This window comes from Brevibacillus sp. JB24b (assembly GCF_051713385.1).
GTDB lineage: Bacteria > Bacillota > Bacilli > Brevibacillales > Brevibacillaceae > Brevibacillus_B > Brevibacillus_B laterosporus.
In genome coordinates this window covers 3,097,459-3,111,767 of sequence record NZ_JBNVQV010000001.1, presented here as the reverse complement: position 1 = coordinate 3,111,767, position 14,309 = coordinate 3,097,459, and the positions used below count along the sequence as shown (strand labels likewise).

Sequence of the window (14,309 nt, the reverse complement as noted above, 5' to 3'; positions counted from 1 at the left end):
AACGAGCCTAAATAATTGCTTTTAGGCTCGTTTAAAATAATAGAAAATTTGATTAGTATATCGAAGTCGTGAAATCAACCGGGATATACTGTTACATTACCTTTGACATTTCCTATAATTTTCAATCTATATCTTGAATCCTTGTCTAATTTGAAATACCAACCTGCTCCTCCATGAACGGGATTTGTTTCTCTTTTGACCTCAACAAAGCCCCCTCCTCTAAATCCCAAACTATCATACTCCATTAATAGTACATCATAAATTCTATTTGTATCATTAGTGTAAATTGTAGTATCTGTTCTAACTTCAATTTTGCTTTGATCTGTAATATCATAGGGAATTAAATAATAATCTTCAACAAAAAAACTAGCGCTCCACAATTCTTTTGCCTGCTGAGGCTGAATAGATTGCTCTTTCTTAATATTAGATTCTGCAATGGCAGTAGTCGTTAAACCAGAGTTGGTGTCTATATTTGTTTCGTCAGAAGTACCAGCAAATACAGGACTAGATAGCAATAATGATGAAGCAATAATACTAAGTGTTGATACTTTTAATTTATTGACCATTCAAGACGCTCCTTTTTTTGGTTTAAATGGAATATAATTACTATTTAAAATATACCTTAGATTATGGAAAAATCAAACATTATTTTATGGCTGTTGTTTTACATAGTAGTGGAGTATTTCTTTTATTGCCTTGTCCCCTTATTTTACTTATAATCATCAAAGTGAGGTGATTATAAAATGTCATTAATAGTTAAAATTTCCATTAAAGATGATAAGGGCAAAGAGGCTGAATTAGAGTTACAAGAAACTGACAGCCTTTCAAAATTGGTTATCGTGCAAAATGTGTTTAACATATTTGGTATTGATAAAGATATACTGGAAACAGTAAAAGAATTTGAAAAAATAGGTAAGGCTTATAGTCATTTCTTTGATAATATGAAACAAGAAGAAGAGCAGGTAGAAGAGAAACAAATTAATAAGGACTCGAGCAGGAGATTATTGCGACTACACTAGCTAACAGGGGTAGTCGTTTGATACATATGAGCAATTAATACTATAAGAAAAAAACAACATTATATTAATTAAAAAATAAAATTGAAATCGTATGATTGTTTATGATATAATAAAGATGTGGGAATTAACTGGTTGTGGAGGTGATTTTATGATTTATTCAGATTATCAGGAATTGCAAGTGTACCTTAGACATGAGATTAACATTAAACGAAAATCTCAAGGCTTAAAAATGAATAAATTAGCTGAACTACTCGGAATAGATAATGTAACCAATCTAACGAGGATTCTAAGACCCAGTGATTCAGTGGATAGAAAATTCAACGTAGAAATGATTGATTCCATTGCATCTATCCTACAACTTCCAGAAGGGCATTTTTATCCTTTGTTTTTAGGTGAGTTAAAAAGAAAAACAAAGAAGAGCGAAAGCGGCACTTTTATCGAAGGAAAAACAAAAGATTTTATTAAAAGATGCTTAGACCTGTCATTGTATGATATTGTGTCAGAATTGATTGAAGAAGTTATAAATGAAAAAAATACAAAAGTCATCTTTGATCTAGCAGAAGAAATTTTTTTTCATGCAGAAGAAAAGTACCCCTATGATCCAAGCACTGTAAGCTACAGCCAACCAGAATATGCCCATGCATTGTATTTATATCAGCTCATTTCAGAAAAAGAGAAGAGTTTTTCTCCGCAGTTAGCGGTTTGCTATCTAAGAATTTTTTATTTACTTAGATTCGATCCACAACAAGTACATGAACGATTTATACTAATGAAAAACTTTATTCGCTTTATGCCAGAGGATGAACAATTAGTTGCATATGAGCGAGTTTGCGCTTACTACAAGATGTATTTTAAGTGGGACAAGTTATATGAAGCAGCAGTTACTTTAGAGGAGTTAGCAAAAGAGAAGAACGAAGATAAGTTTGGTTTTGCATTAGTCTCTAAAGGGTTTGCTCTAAATGGGCTACAAAGATTTAATGAAGCTTTAAAGGTTATTAATGAATATAAAAACATTGATGGCTTTAAAGAGCAAGCAATGATAAATCATTTAATCACACACATACATCTTGGAGATATGACCAAGGCTGATGATCTTATTGAAATTGCACTGGAAAACCCTTCTCCAACTAGAGAATCTACACTTGCAATAGTTCTTGAAAAATATTCGGAAACAACTCAAATAGATCCTGCATTAAAATTAATTGAAAAATGTAATCAACGTTTAAACTTAGATAAGAATGATAAAACTCATCTAGCTTTTAAGATTATGAAGTTTAAAAGGGCAGAGGGGTTAATACATATACAAAATAAAGTATTCGAAAAAGGAATAAGTAGATTACTGGAAGCGGCAGAAATTGCAATTAATCTAAATGTAACTCTTGAGTTTGGTGAGTTAGTCGCTTTATTGAGTAAAAATATTGAACATGCAAATGAGAATCATAAGAAATTATTATATAAATTATATAATAACAATGAAAGGAGGTGATCATTAATGAAAAAACTATTACTTTCAATGCTTACAGTATTATGCCTTGTTTCATTGGCATCAGTAGTAAGTGCAGATGCAGGAGAACGCCCAGTAGCACGAATGGACGCAGGAGAACGACCATAGAAGTAAGTACATAATTACCTTAAAACCTCTCAATAACTTCTGAGAGGTTTTTTTATTTAAGAAATTGTCGAATTATGTCGTAACAATTCCATTTTGTATATATTTTAATTCTTTTGGATATGTGTTTAAATGTAAATAGTAATAAAAAAATAGAAATATCCGTTAAAACAGTATATAAATTAAAAATTAACTAACTGCTGTATGTAATTAGGAGATTCCAGACTAATATCAAGGGGAGAAGGTATTCGATGTTGATTTTTCTAGAAAATCATATAAATAAAATAATATATGCAAATGGAATTTTCTCTTTTGAAATTGATAATTCTAGCTTTGACTTCTGTGGCTCAATAACAAATCAATATATCACAGTAGGAACCACAAGCGGAACAGATATTAGGTTAGATGTGACTAAGGCTACTGTAGTGGGAAAGGAAGTGTTTGATGAAATAACACATTTCGAGATACATATGAATGTTCGCATAAAGTTAGGAAAAGAAGAAGAGCTTGAGGGCGTAAAGCCAGCCTTCTGTGCTGAGATGATGCTTTCATATTTAAATCTAGACTGTGAATTCATTGAATTAGAATTTGGAAAAGAATCCTATGTTTTTAAAGTGTTAGAATCAGATATTAACTGGATTAATTGACTCCTATAATAAGGAGTCTTTTTTGTTGTCATTATACATTGCTAAACTGTATAATAGAAAATAAAAACGATTATAATTAAATTTATATATTATTTCCGAAAGAGGATGATCGAGTGCAAATTGGTGTGACTAGAGAAATGGTTGAAGAGGTATTGGCTCAAGCCATAGCAGAAATTAAGACTAGCAAAAAAAATGTATACTCTTTTAAAAAACTTCTATCGTTACATGGCATAGGTTTAGCTGACTCTCAGCGCATCATAAATGGTAAGACTCCTTTGAATCAAGTAGAAAATAGCATACTGTGTTTATTTCTTATCTATATAAAAGCTTTTATCAAGGAAGATAGTGAATTAAAAATAAAAGTAGAAGCACAAAATTACTTTACTTCAAATGAGATTAATGAAGTAAAATTAATGGAGATCGTTTCTGAAAGTATTGAGAATGAAAGTTTGCTACCTTATACGTTTACAGAAGCGAAACAATTCGAACTTGATGATTACGATACCTTTATTACCGAGAAGCAAATTTATGAATTAGTGGAAGGGAATATCATACAGTACAATTTTGATACGCAAAGAGAGGCAAAAATAATTAGAACAAGCAGTTCCCCTACAGGTATTATTAAAGTTCCAAAACTTAATGAAGAAGCAGTGAAGGAAATAACTAAATTGATTTTAGCAGGGAAATTAGTTAGAACGAATATAACATTAAATGCAAGATTAAACTCATCTGATTCTGGACAAGAGTTGCTCTTTAATCAGAAAGATAAGACCTTAACTGTAACTGAGGGAACCAAATTAGATTGTTTGGATGGGTTTCATAGGTTAACAGCTTTAGTTAATGCTCTTAAAGTAAACCCTGATATTAAGATGACATTTGGTTTAAGAATTGTTAATTATAGTACAAAGAAGGCTCAAATCTTATTTTCTCAAATAAATACTTTTACCAGTCAGAGCGCCTCAAGATTAGCAGAGATGCGTCAAAGTTTTTCTTCTTATGTTGTTAAGCAGCTTAGAGAGGAAAGTGTAATAGGAGACAAAATATCTTCAAGTGACTCGCTTTCATTTGATCAATTAGTAACTTTCAATGTTCTAGACTCAGCTATAGATGAAAATTTTCATCCAACAAATATTATTGAGGCTAAAAATGTCGTAGATATATTAAAAGAGACGTTTGATTCTATTGCAATGAAATACCCTAATGAATTCATTGTCGAAGTAGATAATTCTAAGAAAGAAACTGTTGTAAATCAAAACCAAATGTTTAATGTTTATGTGATGCTAGCCAAAAAATTAAATGATTTAGATTTACCATTAAGTGATATAACAAAAGTTTTGAGTAAATTTGATTTTTCACGTAGCAATCCACTTTGGCAAGATGCAGGTATTCTAGACCAAAATAAAAATATAACTCCAAAATCTAAGAGAAAGATACTTAACTTGTTTAAAAAATTAAACATTGAAGAGGAGATAAAAAATGTCTAATTTAAAGTATGAGGATGGTTTTTTCAATGAAGAGTATAAAAAAGCTTTTTTAGACAAGTACTCAGATAATATTAGAACATATGAGTTGTATGCTGGAATTTTGAAAGCAAGTAAAGATGTTGAAGAAGAGAAGGGGAAAGAATTAGGAAATTTTAATACAAGTGATTTAGATGATTTATTCACTCACTTTAACCCTGTTAGCATAATAGCTAGCAATGTCAACATAAGTATTGTTAAAACCTATATAAATTGGTTTATAGAGAATGGATACAGAGAAAATAATATTAACCCAGTAGTTATGTTAAAACATGTAGAAGGATATGCTAGGCAGTTCATAGATGAAAGTGTACAACAATATTATTCTAAGAAAACAATTGAAGAAATTGTTGATTATGCAGCAAATAAACAGGATGCTGTTATACCGTTAGCTTTATTCGAAGGTATGGCAGGGAAAGAAAATTGTGAGATAAGAAATTTAAAATACTACGAGGTAGATTTCGAGCGAAATATTACCTTGTTAACTGACTTAGATGGCAGTAAAAGAGAATTGATTGTTTCTGATAAATTAATCGAATTAATAAAAGCAGCCTATTTAGAAACAGAATATCTTAAGAACAACGGACAGGGGGTTCCAGAAACATCACGAAATCAAAAAGAAAGTATTGAATTGTTAGAAACGGGCTATATATTGAAGCCAGCTAATACTAGAGTTGTCCATGTTGATGCGGTGAAAAAACATGTTATTTCAAGACGTTTAAACGTAATAGGACAGCATTTTGGAATTCATAATTTCACCGCTCTAAAAATAACAAGATCGGGTATGATTTATATGGGGTATCAACTATATAAAAGAGACGGTAAATTAGAAGAAGAGCAATTAAATGAGATTTGTGAAAGGTTCAATATACAAAAAACGCCTTCAGCTAATAATTATGCTCAAATCCATCATAGGATTAGAGAGTACGTTAACTTGGATGTTATTAAAAAATTGTACGGAGAATAAGAGTAAAACCCTCAGAATTTTGACTGAGGGTTTATTTGTTAGAATGAAGAATAAAAAATTACCAAAAGGTGTTTACAAATTTGGAAGAAAGATATAAAATGAAAATAAATAATCTTATAAATAATGAAGTTGATTGTAAGAAGTGATCTATAAAAAGGAGATTAAAAAATGACCTCAAAGAGTCTTGCATAAGAAAAAATATCTTATTAATTAAAAATTAATTATCTCATTAAAATTATGTTTAGCAATAAAATCTGGCTTTCATTGGATGAAAGAGAGGTGAGTAAATGCTACCCGAAAATGTAAAACAAGAACTTGAAAGTGCCTTTGAGTATATAGAAGCTGCATATGATTTGTTACATGGACAAGATGACTGTTACGATCCAAAGCAAACAATTTTTGATTTCATATATGAATTTGATGAGAGCAAGGACACTGTTAGAGGTAAGATTAATGTTCTTTACCGAGCTTTGTTGGTATTAAGCACAGAATACAAAGCTGATCCTGCTGATGACAAGAGTTGGAGGGAATATTATGACTAATGCTGAAAAACAACGTGCAATTGCATTAGGTGAGCAACTTGGAATAGAAGTTACATTTGATAATAAAGAACCGGGTATTTTTATTGGGGATATCAAAATGAGCTTTGAGGAATTGTTTAAGGATTGGTTTGATGATTTAAACAAGGAGGGGAAAACTTGAATTATTATCAGGCAATCGAATTAATGAAAAATAAGAAAGCAGTAGAAAGTCTTGTTTCTTTTACAGTGTATGAAATGTCAAGTGAGGGTTTATTAGCAGAAGGTATTTTAGTTCCATTTGAATATTTGACTCCTGAAGAAGCGAATGGGGAATGGCGTGAAGTCGATGTAATTGAGAGCGAGGAGGATTATAATAATCTATCGAGTGAACAAAAGGAACAGATGCTTGTGGATGTTATGAAACATTATCAGTTCGTTAATGAGTATAAGAGTGACATGCATTAATTTTTAAAGAAGGGATATGAGGTGTGCATTAGTTATAAGATAAAACATGAATTTCATCGACTATAAAGGAGGTGCTTTTTGTACTTGGATATTTGGCTCACGAGTGATACACATTTTGATCACTCAAGCATTATTGAGTATGAGCAGCGACCATTTAAAAACAAGATTGAGATGACAAGTATTCTTATTGATAACTGGAACAGTGTAGTTAAACCAAATGATTTGATTTTTCATCTTGGAGACGTGTTTTTTTGTAATGCTAAAAGAATGGAGGAAATCGCCAACCAACTTAACGGTAGAAAGATTTTAATCCGTGGTAATCATGATAAAAGATATACTAATACAAAATTTAAGAAACTAGGGTTTGACGTTTACAACTATTATTTCATTAACAAAATGTTACTTAGTCACTATCCGCAATCTGAAACCCCGTTAAGAGTTGCAATCAAAAGTACTGATTTAACCGGAAATGTTCATGGTCATGTACATTCCAAAATTGATAATTTAGATCAGAATATCTATAAATGTGTGGATCTGAGTCAATATCTTGGACACAAAAAAGTTAAGTGCTAGGATACGTTTCTCAGCAAATCTTCTACTGCTTGTGGTGTTTTGTAGCCTAAACCTCCATGTATCCGTTTGCGATTGTACCAGCCTTCTAGATATGTAAAAAGCGCAAGCTTTGCTGACTTATAATCTATGTACGTCACATGGTTTACTTCTTCTTTTTTCAGTATGGCATGAAATAACTCCGTGCAGGCATTATCATAGGGGCACCCCTTTTTGCTACATAAGTGAATGATGTGGTATTCCTCAACACGCTGTGCGAAATCTTGACTTGTGTACTGTGTACCTAAATCGGTATGAAGCACTAAACCCTTTGCGGGTTTTTGAGTGACGTATGCATTTTCTAACGCATGTAAAACTAACCCTACTGTCATATTCTGAGAAAAAGAGTATCCAACAATTTTCTTTGAATGTAGATCATGAACGGATGCCAAATAGCACCATCCATCTCGAAGAGTATGGATATAGGTAATATCTGCTACCCATTTCTCGTTAATAGATGTTGTTGTAAAGTCTTGATCTAGTATATTAGGTCTTTCTATTACTCTATCTTTACTAGATTGCGGGCGGAATTTCTTCCTTGTAATTGATCGAATGTCTGCCTTTTTCATAAGTCGCTGAGTTCTTTTCAAACTAATAGAAACACCTTTACTTCTTAGCAGAAAGTGAATTTTTGGAGCACCATAACGTCCCTTACTTTCCAGGTGAATTTGCATGATTCTTTTCGTAATCTGCTGGTTTTCATTTTCACGAGGGGAAGCTTCTTTCTTATAGGAGTAGTAAGTGCTCCTTGGTATATTTAGTACCTCACACATAATCTGGATAGGATGCTTTTCTTTATTCGTCTCAATGAATTGGTTTAACTCAGCTACGTCTATTTTTTCGCGAATATGGACATAGCCTTTTTTAGAATTTCATTTTCCTGCTTTAATCGGAGCATTTCTTTCTGTATAGCAACAACTTCTTTAGGTGTTATGGCTTGTTCTCCTTCTCCGAAAGAAGTAAATTCTTTCACCCATTTATAAATGGTTACTTCTGAAACGCCATATTCGCTAGATAAACTCTTTACCTTTTGACCAGAATGATTAAGTTCTACAATCGTTCTCTTAAAATCTTCGTTATATTTCTTGTTCATACTTTTCATCCGTACTCATCTCCTCTACGTTCGTTGTAAGAACTTAACTAAGAGGTGTCCATGAAACTACTCCAATAGCTATATTTATTTAACTATTATAAGAATTGACAATAATGACTAAACAAAGTAATATTTTATAAATAAAGCATTTTCTGATAAATACGGAAAATGCATAAATGATCTATCAAAAAAGGAGAGAAAGTAATGTTTAAGTGGTCAAAATTATTATTATCATGTCTGGCAGTAGTTTTATGTGTGGGTTTATTTTCACAAACAACATTCACTCAAGAAACAACTACTCCAGATGATTTTGACTTGAAGTTGGATAAGGCTCTGGCTGCCGATTCGGAGGAGCAGGAAGATGAAAAATCGAGCCCTGACAAAGTGCAGGCGAATGTTCGTGGTCTTATAAAGTTAATTGATCTTGTTTTTAAAAGGAATAATACCGCGAAAAAAGTAGTGGCAACAAAGGAAAAAATCCCAACGAAATTATCTGGACATGCTATGGATGAAGCATTTATTGATGGTATTACTAGTAAAATGATTGATAAAATACTGTCTGGAAAGTCATCTGGGGCATTTAAATTACAAACATACAGAGATATTTCAGGGGCTCGTGTTATTGTTGATCCAAACAGTAAAATTGTTATAATCATGGATTCAAAGAAAAATAAAATTATTACTGTGTATAAGGACTCTGGGAAATCAATTAAAAACAGGCCAGCGGACGGAAGATGGTCGCCAATTAATTGGTTTTTCGAATAATAGCAGTGTAGTGTAGAATACAAAATATTTCAAGAAGGTCGGTTATATGAAAATTGTCTTAAAAGATACAATGCATGACGGAAATTTTATTGAATTTTCAATTCTCTATCATATGAAAGAAGAAGATGAAGGTTCAAGGCTTGTGCTTAGAACATATACTGATAATCGATTGGAAAAGGAACTTGAGTTTGGATGGACAAATCTTGTCCTCAATCTCTTTATAAAAGCGCTCAAACAATTTCCTCTCGAAGAATATGATGGTTACTTCTCACATTTTGAGAAACACCTTGAGTTTTCTTGGGAATATGACCCTTCATCTGAAAAATTTAATCTGGTCTTTGATCTATTAACTGATGATGAGTATACGTTTTCAGTGAGGACAACTCAAAAATGTATCCAAGAATTTGGAGAAGTATTTGAAAACGGAATAAAGACGGCTCCTAGCACAGAAAATTATAATGCTAATAAGGAATAAGGAATAAGAAATAAGAAATAAGAAGAATGATAATAATCGCCCATAAAAGATTCTTTTATAGGGTAAATTATAAAATAAAAATATGTATTCACAAAGATGATATTGTGTGGTGTTATTAGTTTTATAAGAGAGGTGATTGAGTGGGATAGAGTTGAACAAGAGTCCTCCTGAAGTTTATTAAAAAATAAAAAATTAAAAAACAGAAGGGAATATATGGTTAATTATGTGACTGTTTATATAAAGTAAAAATAAATAATAAAGAGATAAAGTAAATGATTAAAATGAAAAAAACTAATATTTTTGAAGTGGTCGTCATACCTGAAAAGCCTTGGCTGAGAGAAAGAGGTGAGGAAGAGGAGTATAAAAAGGCTGAAGAATTAAAAGCGAGTATTATGCGACATGTTGATGATATTGGAGAAATTTATATAAACGCCAAATGCGTGTATGAAAATGAAAGAGGAGGTGAATTTAATACACTTTATGATGCCCTTGCTAATCAGTACTACTACATTGATGAGTGTTATGAATATCAGTATATCCTTCCTAATGCTGGTTTAGGGATAAGGGAGTGCGCTTTTAGTTTTAGAGAGTTAATTGAAACGGCATACAGACATCCATGGCAATTTGAACTAATAGAGTCGAGCATAGAATTAACACAAGATAAAAAAATGTTTTTACAAAAGGTAATCGAAGTTGGCTTAAAGGATGCAAGCAAATAAAAGTATATTTTACTGAAAAGGGTTGTGCTAATGGATCAGGAAACAAAAGATATAACAGCAATGTTTCTCTTCATAATTCTAATTTTTGCATGAGGTGAATTAGGTATACAAGGTGCTTGCTTGATATTTGGGATACCTCCATTTAGTTATTTGCAAAGTGTTGCAATTTTTACAGCAATAATCTTCTTTTTAGCTATGTCATTGACGTTTTCATGTCCCAAATAAAGAGGGGCGACTATTTTTGTCGCCCGTGTGTTCTAATCTTTGAAATAGTAAAATATATAGTCACAATTTACACTTTGATAGTAGTAACGTTGCCAATTATCTACATTTAAATAAACATATGTTTTTCCATCTTTATATTCTCTAGTTAAGTAGCCAATATTTCTATCCACTGTCCATTCCCAAAACCCTCGATATTCCCAAGAGTCAGGATGAACTTTAACGAGCATTTGACTGCCAGTAATTTTGACATTCACAGATCCTCCATCCCAATTTACTCGTTGTTTCTGAATTTTAGAATTATAAACATTAGCTGCATCTACTTTAGATGCAAGTAGGAATGGGGACAGTAATGCTAAGGAAAAAATTGATAACATAAATGCAATAATTTTTTGTTTAGCTAACATGATACACTCTCCTTTTTTTGTATATTACGCTTAATAATACACTGGATAATTTTAGATTATGCATAAAATAAATTAATTTCAAAAAAATATACATAAAAAGTAATAAAAGAAGGAATTGATTAGGGGGATGGACGATTGAAATTAGTAGACATCGTATTAAAGGATGGTACGAAGCTAAGTAATTGTAGTATTTACGATGAAGGTGTTAATGGTGAAGCGTCTATACAAAACGAGGATGAACTTTAGACAAACAAAACTAGTAGTTCGTACTCTAGGTAGAGATATCTACGGAGATAGATATTTTTTGGAAGCAAGTTACTATAAGGATATAAGAGATGAATATTCGTATTTGACTAAGGTAATTAGACGTAGCAATTGTAAATATAAAGAATATGTTGAAAAGGTTTTAGAATACATAAGAGAGTTTAAAGGATTTGAGAATTTCCATGTAAAAGGGAAAACAAGATAAAATGCAAAAAAGAGAAAGGTACATGAACTATACAAATAGTCTAAGTGAGGCTACACACTGGAAAGCTACTTTTGATTCTAATTGGAAATGTAAAGAAACTTTATCTGGTGTGACATTAGAAAAGGTATATGAATTAAAAAGAGGACAAGAAGAAGAGTTGTATGTTATTGATGATAAAGGTGATTTAAGTACAATTTTTCTTTGTCACAATGGAGAATTAGTTACGATAAAAAATTTATATGGAAGCGAGTCAGGTGCATGACTGAGTATTATGTCAAAAAGCATCCAGAATTGAATGAGGTTGTTGATAAACACAATCTTAAGTTTGACTTGGACAGTTGGGGTATGGGGGTAAAAGTTTTTTATGAGGGTGAAGAAATCGGATATTGGTTTCAGAGTTTAAACGGAATTAGTATGCAGTACACAATAGAATTTGGACTTCATAATGATTTTCATGAAAGTTTTACACTATTAAGCGAAGGTATTGATTACAGAATTAATACGTGCTTAACCAAATGAAAAGTTGATTTCATTACGTTAAGTTATAAAAAAACAGAGGTACTTCTAAAGATGGAAGTACCTCAATGATCTATTTCAAATGGTCAATTGTAGTTATTAGCTCTTTCTCGCTTATAGAAGGAAGTGTTTCTGTTTCGAAAACATTTGTGTATTCGTTATTTTCTTGAGCGTTCAGGCTGTTTGCTTCATTTAGCTTGAACAATTGGTTTGGAGTGTTTGGAATTAGAACGTTCTTTTTAAGTTCCTCGTCATACTCACCATTTAAGAAGAGTAGATAGTTTCCCTGCTCAATTTCTTGATTTTTCTCATCTACAATATTTACCACGGAACTCCCAGCGTCAAATCCAATTAATCTATATAGTTCGATCGTGTTGCCCTCGTCAATCTTTTGAGATGTGAGGTTATTATATACTTTATTGACCTCCACTTCATAAACGTAAAAGATAAGATTGCCTACTTTCTCTTGTTTATACTTTTGAGGGACTGATCCATTAACAATTACTTTTGAGTCTTTAACAATTTCTTCAGTGTTTTTGAATGTTTTCGATAAAGCTTGGCTATGTGAAGGTGTAGGGCTTAGTTCTTTGTATGCCAAAGCAGAACCAACTCCTATAACTAAGGCAGACGCAATAATTAGACCATAAATCTTTTTCACACTGTATCTCTCCTAACTAGGAAATTTATTTATACAGGTATCCAAAAAGAGATGATTTAGTTCCAAGTCAAATGGCAGGATATATTGTAGATAGAAATGATAATGCTATTTCATTCTATGATAATAGATTCCTTGACTTTAAATTACTATAAATTTACAAAATAGTTGAGATGTGTGTGATTGGATGGTATAAATGGTTATAAATTACAAATTATTAGGAGGAATAATAGTGAAAAAAGGCGTTTTGTGTAGTTTATTGGCTTCAATGCTACTTATTAGTAGTGCGTTTACATCAAACATACAAGCAAAAGAGGTATTAGATAGTGAGGTAGTTGCTGAAAAGCTTGCTATCCAACAAAATGTACCTAAAGTTATTGAATATTTGACTGTCCACGAAAAAGAGAATTACTCAGGATTATATCAAGACAGTGATGAGATAGTGATACTGTTCAAGAAGACACCAAATGATACATTAAGAAGAGAAATTAAAGATATGCTTGGTAAAGGTGTTAAATTGACATTCAAGGAATCGGAATATTCCGAAGGTGAGATAAATAGGTATGTAGAAGTTCTTTATGAGAACATAGACAAAGAAAAAAGTGGTGTCTTATCAATTTCTACCAGCATTAAGGATCAGAAAATTCAAATTGGTCTTGCAGAAGAAAGTGGTAAACCAAAGTTATTAAGCAATGAGACACAAATTAGTATGTTAGCAGAAAATCACAATATTCCTCAAGAGTTATTACGTTTTGAGACACAAAAGAGTCCTGAGCCTTTAGTAGATAGAGCCTCAATAAAGGTTAGACCAGTAAATGCTGGAGTAATGATTAATTTTGAGGGGAAAGGTTTTTGCACAAATGGTTATTCTGCTAAAGACTCTTCTGGCAACCATTACTTAGTATCGGCTGGACATTGTTCTGACGAGATTGGTCAAACAGTGAATCAAAGTTATAAGAACGACAATAAAATTGGGAAAGTTTATGAAAATGCATTTTCTTATGGCACAAAAGCAGATGCACTTTCTATTAAGGTAAAATCATCTATGACAACCCCGTGGATATATACAACCAACAGAGTAAACGATTATAATATAGTAGGTCAACAGATAGCTGACTGGGAAGGTATGGAGATTTGCACATCTTTAGGAAATACAGATAAAGAACTGTGTGGTTGGGTCAAAAGTACAAATTGGTCAGGATTTGTTGGAGGCTTAACTTGGTTAAAGAACCAAAAAACGCTCTCTATAGATGTTGCTGATGTGGGAGACAGTGGTTCCCCAGTGTTTACGTTTGGGGCAAAGAAAAATGTAGCAATCTATGGTATTATCTCTGCAACCGATGGTAAGGTAACAGTCATGTCTCATGTAAAAAACATTAATTCAGAATTGGGGATTAAACCAATACTTGGAAAAGAACAATAAGACATTCGGGTCTTACATGTTTGAAATATGGTGTAAGACCCGATTAAATAAGGAGTAGATTGGGATGATATATTTACTAACTTTTATATATATCATAATAGGAAAAGTCATCCTGTTCGCATATTTCGATCCCAAATTTTTTGGTTATACAATTCAATACTATCTCAGCACTAGTATTTTCTATTTACTTTTATTAGGATTTATAATC

General features: G+C 32.0%; 19 protein-coding genes. 15 read left to right on the top strand and 4 right to left on the bottom strand.

The features are described 5' to 3' along the window. Positions 1-74 precede the first annotated feature (74 nt). Positions 75-566: a hypothetical protein gene (locus ACQV1I_RS14490; protein WP_116335146.1), complete on the bottom strand. Its 492-nt coding sequence runs from the start codon at positions 564-566 to the stop codon at positions 75-77. Positions 567-743: 177 nt separating this feature from the next. Here ACQV1I_RS14490 and ACQV1I_RS14485 point away from each other — a divergent pair, with 177 nt between their 5' ends. The 9 genes from ACQV1I_RS14485 (at position 744) to ACQV1I_RS14445 (ending at position 7,321) form a co-directional block, all read left to right on the top strand. Continuing rightward, positions 744-1,019: a hypothetical protein gene (locus tag ACQV1I_RS14485; protein ID WP_236645906.1), complete on the top strand. Its 276-nt coding sequence runs from the start codon at positions 744-746 to the stop codon at positions 1,017-1,019. Between the two features lie 148 nt (positions 1,020-1,167). Continuing rightward, positions 1,168-2,505, top strand: a complete 1,338-nt coding sequence (locus ACQV1I_RS14480) for a hypothetical protein (RefSeq protein WP_116335145.1) — start codon at positions 1,168-1,170, stop codon at positions 2,503-2,505. A 374-nt stretch (positions 2,506-2,879) separates the two neighbouring features. Further along, positions 2,880-3,275, top strand: a complete 396-nt coding sequence (locus tag ACQV1I_RS14475) for a hypothetical protein (RefSeq protein ID WP_116335144.1) — start codon at positions 2,880-2,882, stop codon at positions 3,273-3,275. 113 nt (positions 3,276-3,388) lie between these two features. Next, positions 3,389-4,759, top strand: a complete 1,371-nt coding sequence (locus ACQV1I_RS14470) for a DNA sulfur modification protein DndB (RefSeq protein WP_116335143.1) — start codon at positions 3,389-3,391, stop codon at positions 4,757-4,759. After that, entirely contained in the window at positions 4,752-5,762 is a 1,011-nt protein-coding gene (locus tag ACQV1I_RS14465; protein ID WP_094702842.1) for a phage lytic cycle repressor MrpR family protein, read from the top strand. The genes ACQV1I_RS14470 and ACQV1I_RS14465 overlap by 8 nt, the downstream gene beginning before the upstream one ends. A 287-nt stretch (positions 5,763-6,049) precedes the next feature. Next, a complete protein-coding gene (locus ACQV1I_RS14460; protein ID WP_116335142.1) occupies positions 6,050-6,304 on the top strand; it encodes a hypothetical protein in 255 nt (84 codons plus the stop codon). Continuing rightward, positions 6,297-6,464, top strand: a complete 168-nt coding sequence (locus ACQV1I_RS14455) for a hypothetical protein (RefSeq protein ID WP_161555127.1) — start codon at positions 6,297-6,299, stop codon at positions 6,462-6,464. Before ACQV1I_RS14460 ends, ACQV1I_RS14455 begins: the two co-directional genes overlap by 8 nt. Continuing rightward, on the top strand, positions 6,461-6,748 hold the full coding sequence (locus ACQV1I_RS14450) for a hypothetical protein (protein ID WP_094702838.1): 288 nt from the start codon (positions 6,461-6,463) through the stop codon (positions 6,746-6,748). The genes ACQV1I_RS14455 and ACQV1I_RS14450 overlap by 4 nt, the downstream gene beginning before the upstream one ends. A gap of 84 nt (positions 6,749-6,832) precedes the next feature. Then, entirely contained in the window at positions 6,833-7,321 is a 489-nt protein-coding gene (locus ACQV1I_RS14445; protein WP_161555126.1) for a metallophosphoesterase family protein, read from the top strand. Here ACQV1I_RS14445 and ACQV1I_RS14440 read toward each other — a convergent pair. Beyond that, positions 7,318-8,450 (bottom strand): IS3 family transposase gene (locus tag ACQV1I_RS14440; RefSeq protein WP_438769971.1). Its coding sequence is split into 2 segments (ribosomal slippage): positions 7,318-8,225 and positions 8,225-8,450, totalling 1,134 coding nucleotides; the frame shifts between segments, so codons are not numbered across the junction. The two genes, ACQV1I_RS14445 and ACQV1I_RS14440, sit on opposite strands and share 4 nt — an antisense overlap. A gap of 204 nt (positions 8,451-8,654) precedes the next feature. On the opposite strand from ACQV1I_RS14440, the gene ACQV1I_RS14435 reads away from it, so the two are divergent. The 3 genes from ACQV1I_RS14435 to ACQV1I_RS14425 all read left to right on the top strand — a co-directional run bounded on the left by ACQV1I_RS14435 (position 8,655) and on the right by ACQV1I_RS14425 (position 10,409). Next, entirely contained in the window at positions 8,655-9,215 is a 561-nt protein-coding gene (locus ACQV1I_RS14435) for a hypothetical protein (protein ID WP_116334011.1), read from the top strand. Between the two features lie 46 nt (positions 9,216-9,261). Then, entirely contained in the window at positions 9,262-9,690 is a 429-nt protein-coding gene (locus ACQV1I_RS14430) for a hypothetical protein (protein WP_094702864.1), read from the top strand. Positions 9,691-9,962: 272 nt separating this feature from the next. Then, on the top strand, positions 9,963-10,409 hold the full coding sequence (locus ACQV1I_RS14425; RefSeq protein WP_116334010.1) for a hypothetical protein: 447 nt from the start codon (positions 9,963-9,965) through the stop codon (positions 10,407-10,409). A 257-nt stretch (positions 10,410-10,666) separates the two neighbouring features. Here the strand turns inward: ACQV1I_RS14425 and ACQV1I_RS14420 are convergent, their stop codons facing one another. Beyond that, a complete protein-coding gene (locus ACQV1I_RS14420; RefSeq protein WP_094702858.1) occupies positions 10,667-11,038 on the bottom strand; it encodes a hypothetical protein in 372 nt (123 codons plus the stop codon). A gap of 491 nt (positions 11,039-11,529) precedes the next feature. Here ACQV1I_RS14420 and ACQV1I_RS14415 point away from each other — a divergent pair, with 491 nt between their 5' ends. Beyond that, positions 11,530-11,769 carry a hypothetical protein gene (locus tag ACQV1I_RS14415; protein ID WP_116334008.1) on the top strand — a complete coding sequence of 80 codons (240 nt, stop codon included), beginning with the start codon at positions 11,530-11,532 and terminating at the stop codon, positions 11,767-11,769. Next, entirely contained in the window at positions 11,766-12,026 is a 261-nt protein-coding gene (locus ACQV1I_RS14410) for a hypothetical protein (protein ID WP_116334007.1), read from the top strand. Before ACQV1I_RS14415 ends, ACQV1I_RS14410 begins: the two co-directional genes overlap by 4 nt. 70 nt (positions 12,027-12,096) lie before the next feature. Here the strand turns inward: ACQV1I_RS14410 and ACQV1I_RS14405 are convergent, their stop codons facing one another. Beyond that, on the bottom strand, positions 12,097-12,681 hold the full coding sequence (locus ACQV1I_RS14405; RefSeq protein WP_116334006.1) for a hypothetical protein: 585 nt from the start codon (positions 12,679-12,681) through the stop codon (positions 12,097-12,099). Positions 12,682-12,910: 229 nt separating this feature from the next. On the opposite strand from ACQV1I_RS14405, the gene ACQV1I_RS14400 reads away from it, so the two are divergent. Further along, positions 12,911-14,101, top strand: a complete 1,191-nt coding sequence (locus ACQV1I_RS14400) for a S1 family peptidase (RefSeq protein ID WP_116334005.1) — start codon at positions 12,911-12,913, stop codon at positions 14,099-14,101. Positions 14,102-14,309: the final 208 nt, after the last annotated feature.

Bases quoted from the DNA above. Each gene is read 5' to 3' on its own strand.
- ACQV1I_RS14490 (WP_116335146.1), bottom strand. From the start codon at position 566: ATGGTCAATAAATTAAAAGTATCAACACTTAGTATTATTGCTTCATCA.
- ACQV1I_RS14485 (WP_236645906.1), top strand. From the start codon at position 744: ATGTCATTAATAGTTAAAATTTCCATTAAAGATGATAAGGGCAAAGAG.
- ACQV1I_RS14480 (WP_116335145.1), top strand. From the start codon at position 1,168: ATGATTTATTCAGATTATCAGGAATTGCAAGTGTACCTTAGACATGAG.
- ACQV1I_RS14475 (WP_116335144.1), top strand. From the start codon at position 2,880: ATGTTGATTTTTCTAGAAAATCATATAAATAAAATAATATATGCAAAT.
- ACQV1I_RS14465 (WP_094702842.1), top strand. From the start codon at position 4,752: ATGTCTAATTTAAAGTATGAGGATGGTTTTTTCAATGAAGAGTATAAA.
- ACQV1I_RS14460 (WP_116335142.1), top strand. From the start codon at position 6,050: ATGCTACCCGAAAATGTAAAACAAGAACTTGAAAGTGCCTTTGAGTAT.
- ACQV1I_RS14455 (WP_161555127.1), top strand. From the start codon at position 6,297: ATGACTAATGCTGAAAAACAACGTGCAATTGCATTAGGTGAGCAACTT.
- ACQV1I_RS14435 (WP_116334011.1), top strand. From the start codon at position 8,655: ATGTTTAAGTGGTCAAAATTATTATTATCATGTCTGGCAGTAGTTTTA.
- ACQV1I_RS14430 (WP_094702864.1), top strand. From the start codon at position 9,262: ATGAAAATTGTCTTAAAAGATACAATGCATGACGGAAATTTTATTGAA.
- ACQV1I_RS14425 (WP_116334010.1), top strand. From the start codon at position 9,963: ATGATTAAAATGAAAAAAACTAATATTTTTGAAGTGGTCGTCATACCT.
- ACQV1I_RS14420 (WP_094702858.1), bottom strand. From the start codon at position 11,038: ATGTTAGCTAAACAAAAAATTATTGCATTTATGTTATCAATTTTTTCC.
- ACQV1I_RS14415 (WP_116334008.1), top strand. From the start codon at position 11,530: ATGAACTATACAAATAGTCTAAGTGAGGCTACACACTGGAAAGCTACT.
- ACQV1I_RS14410 (WP_116334007.1), top strand. From the start codon at position 11,766: ATGACTGAGTATTATGTCAAAAAGCATCCAGAATTGAATGAGGTTGTT.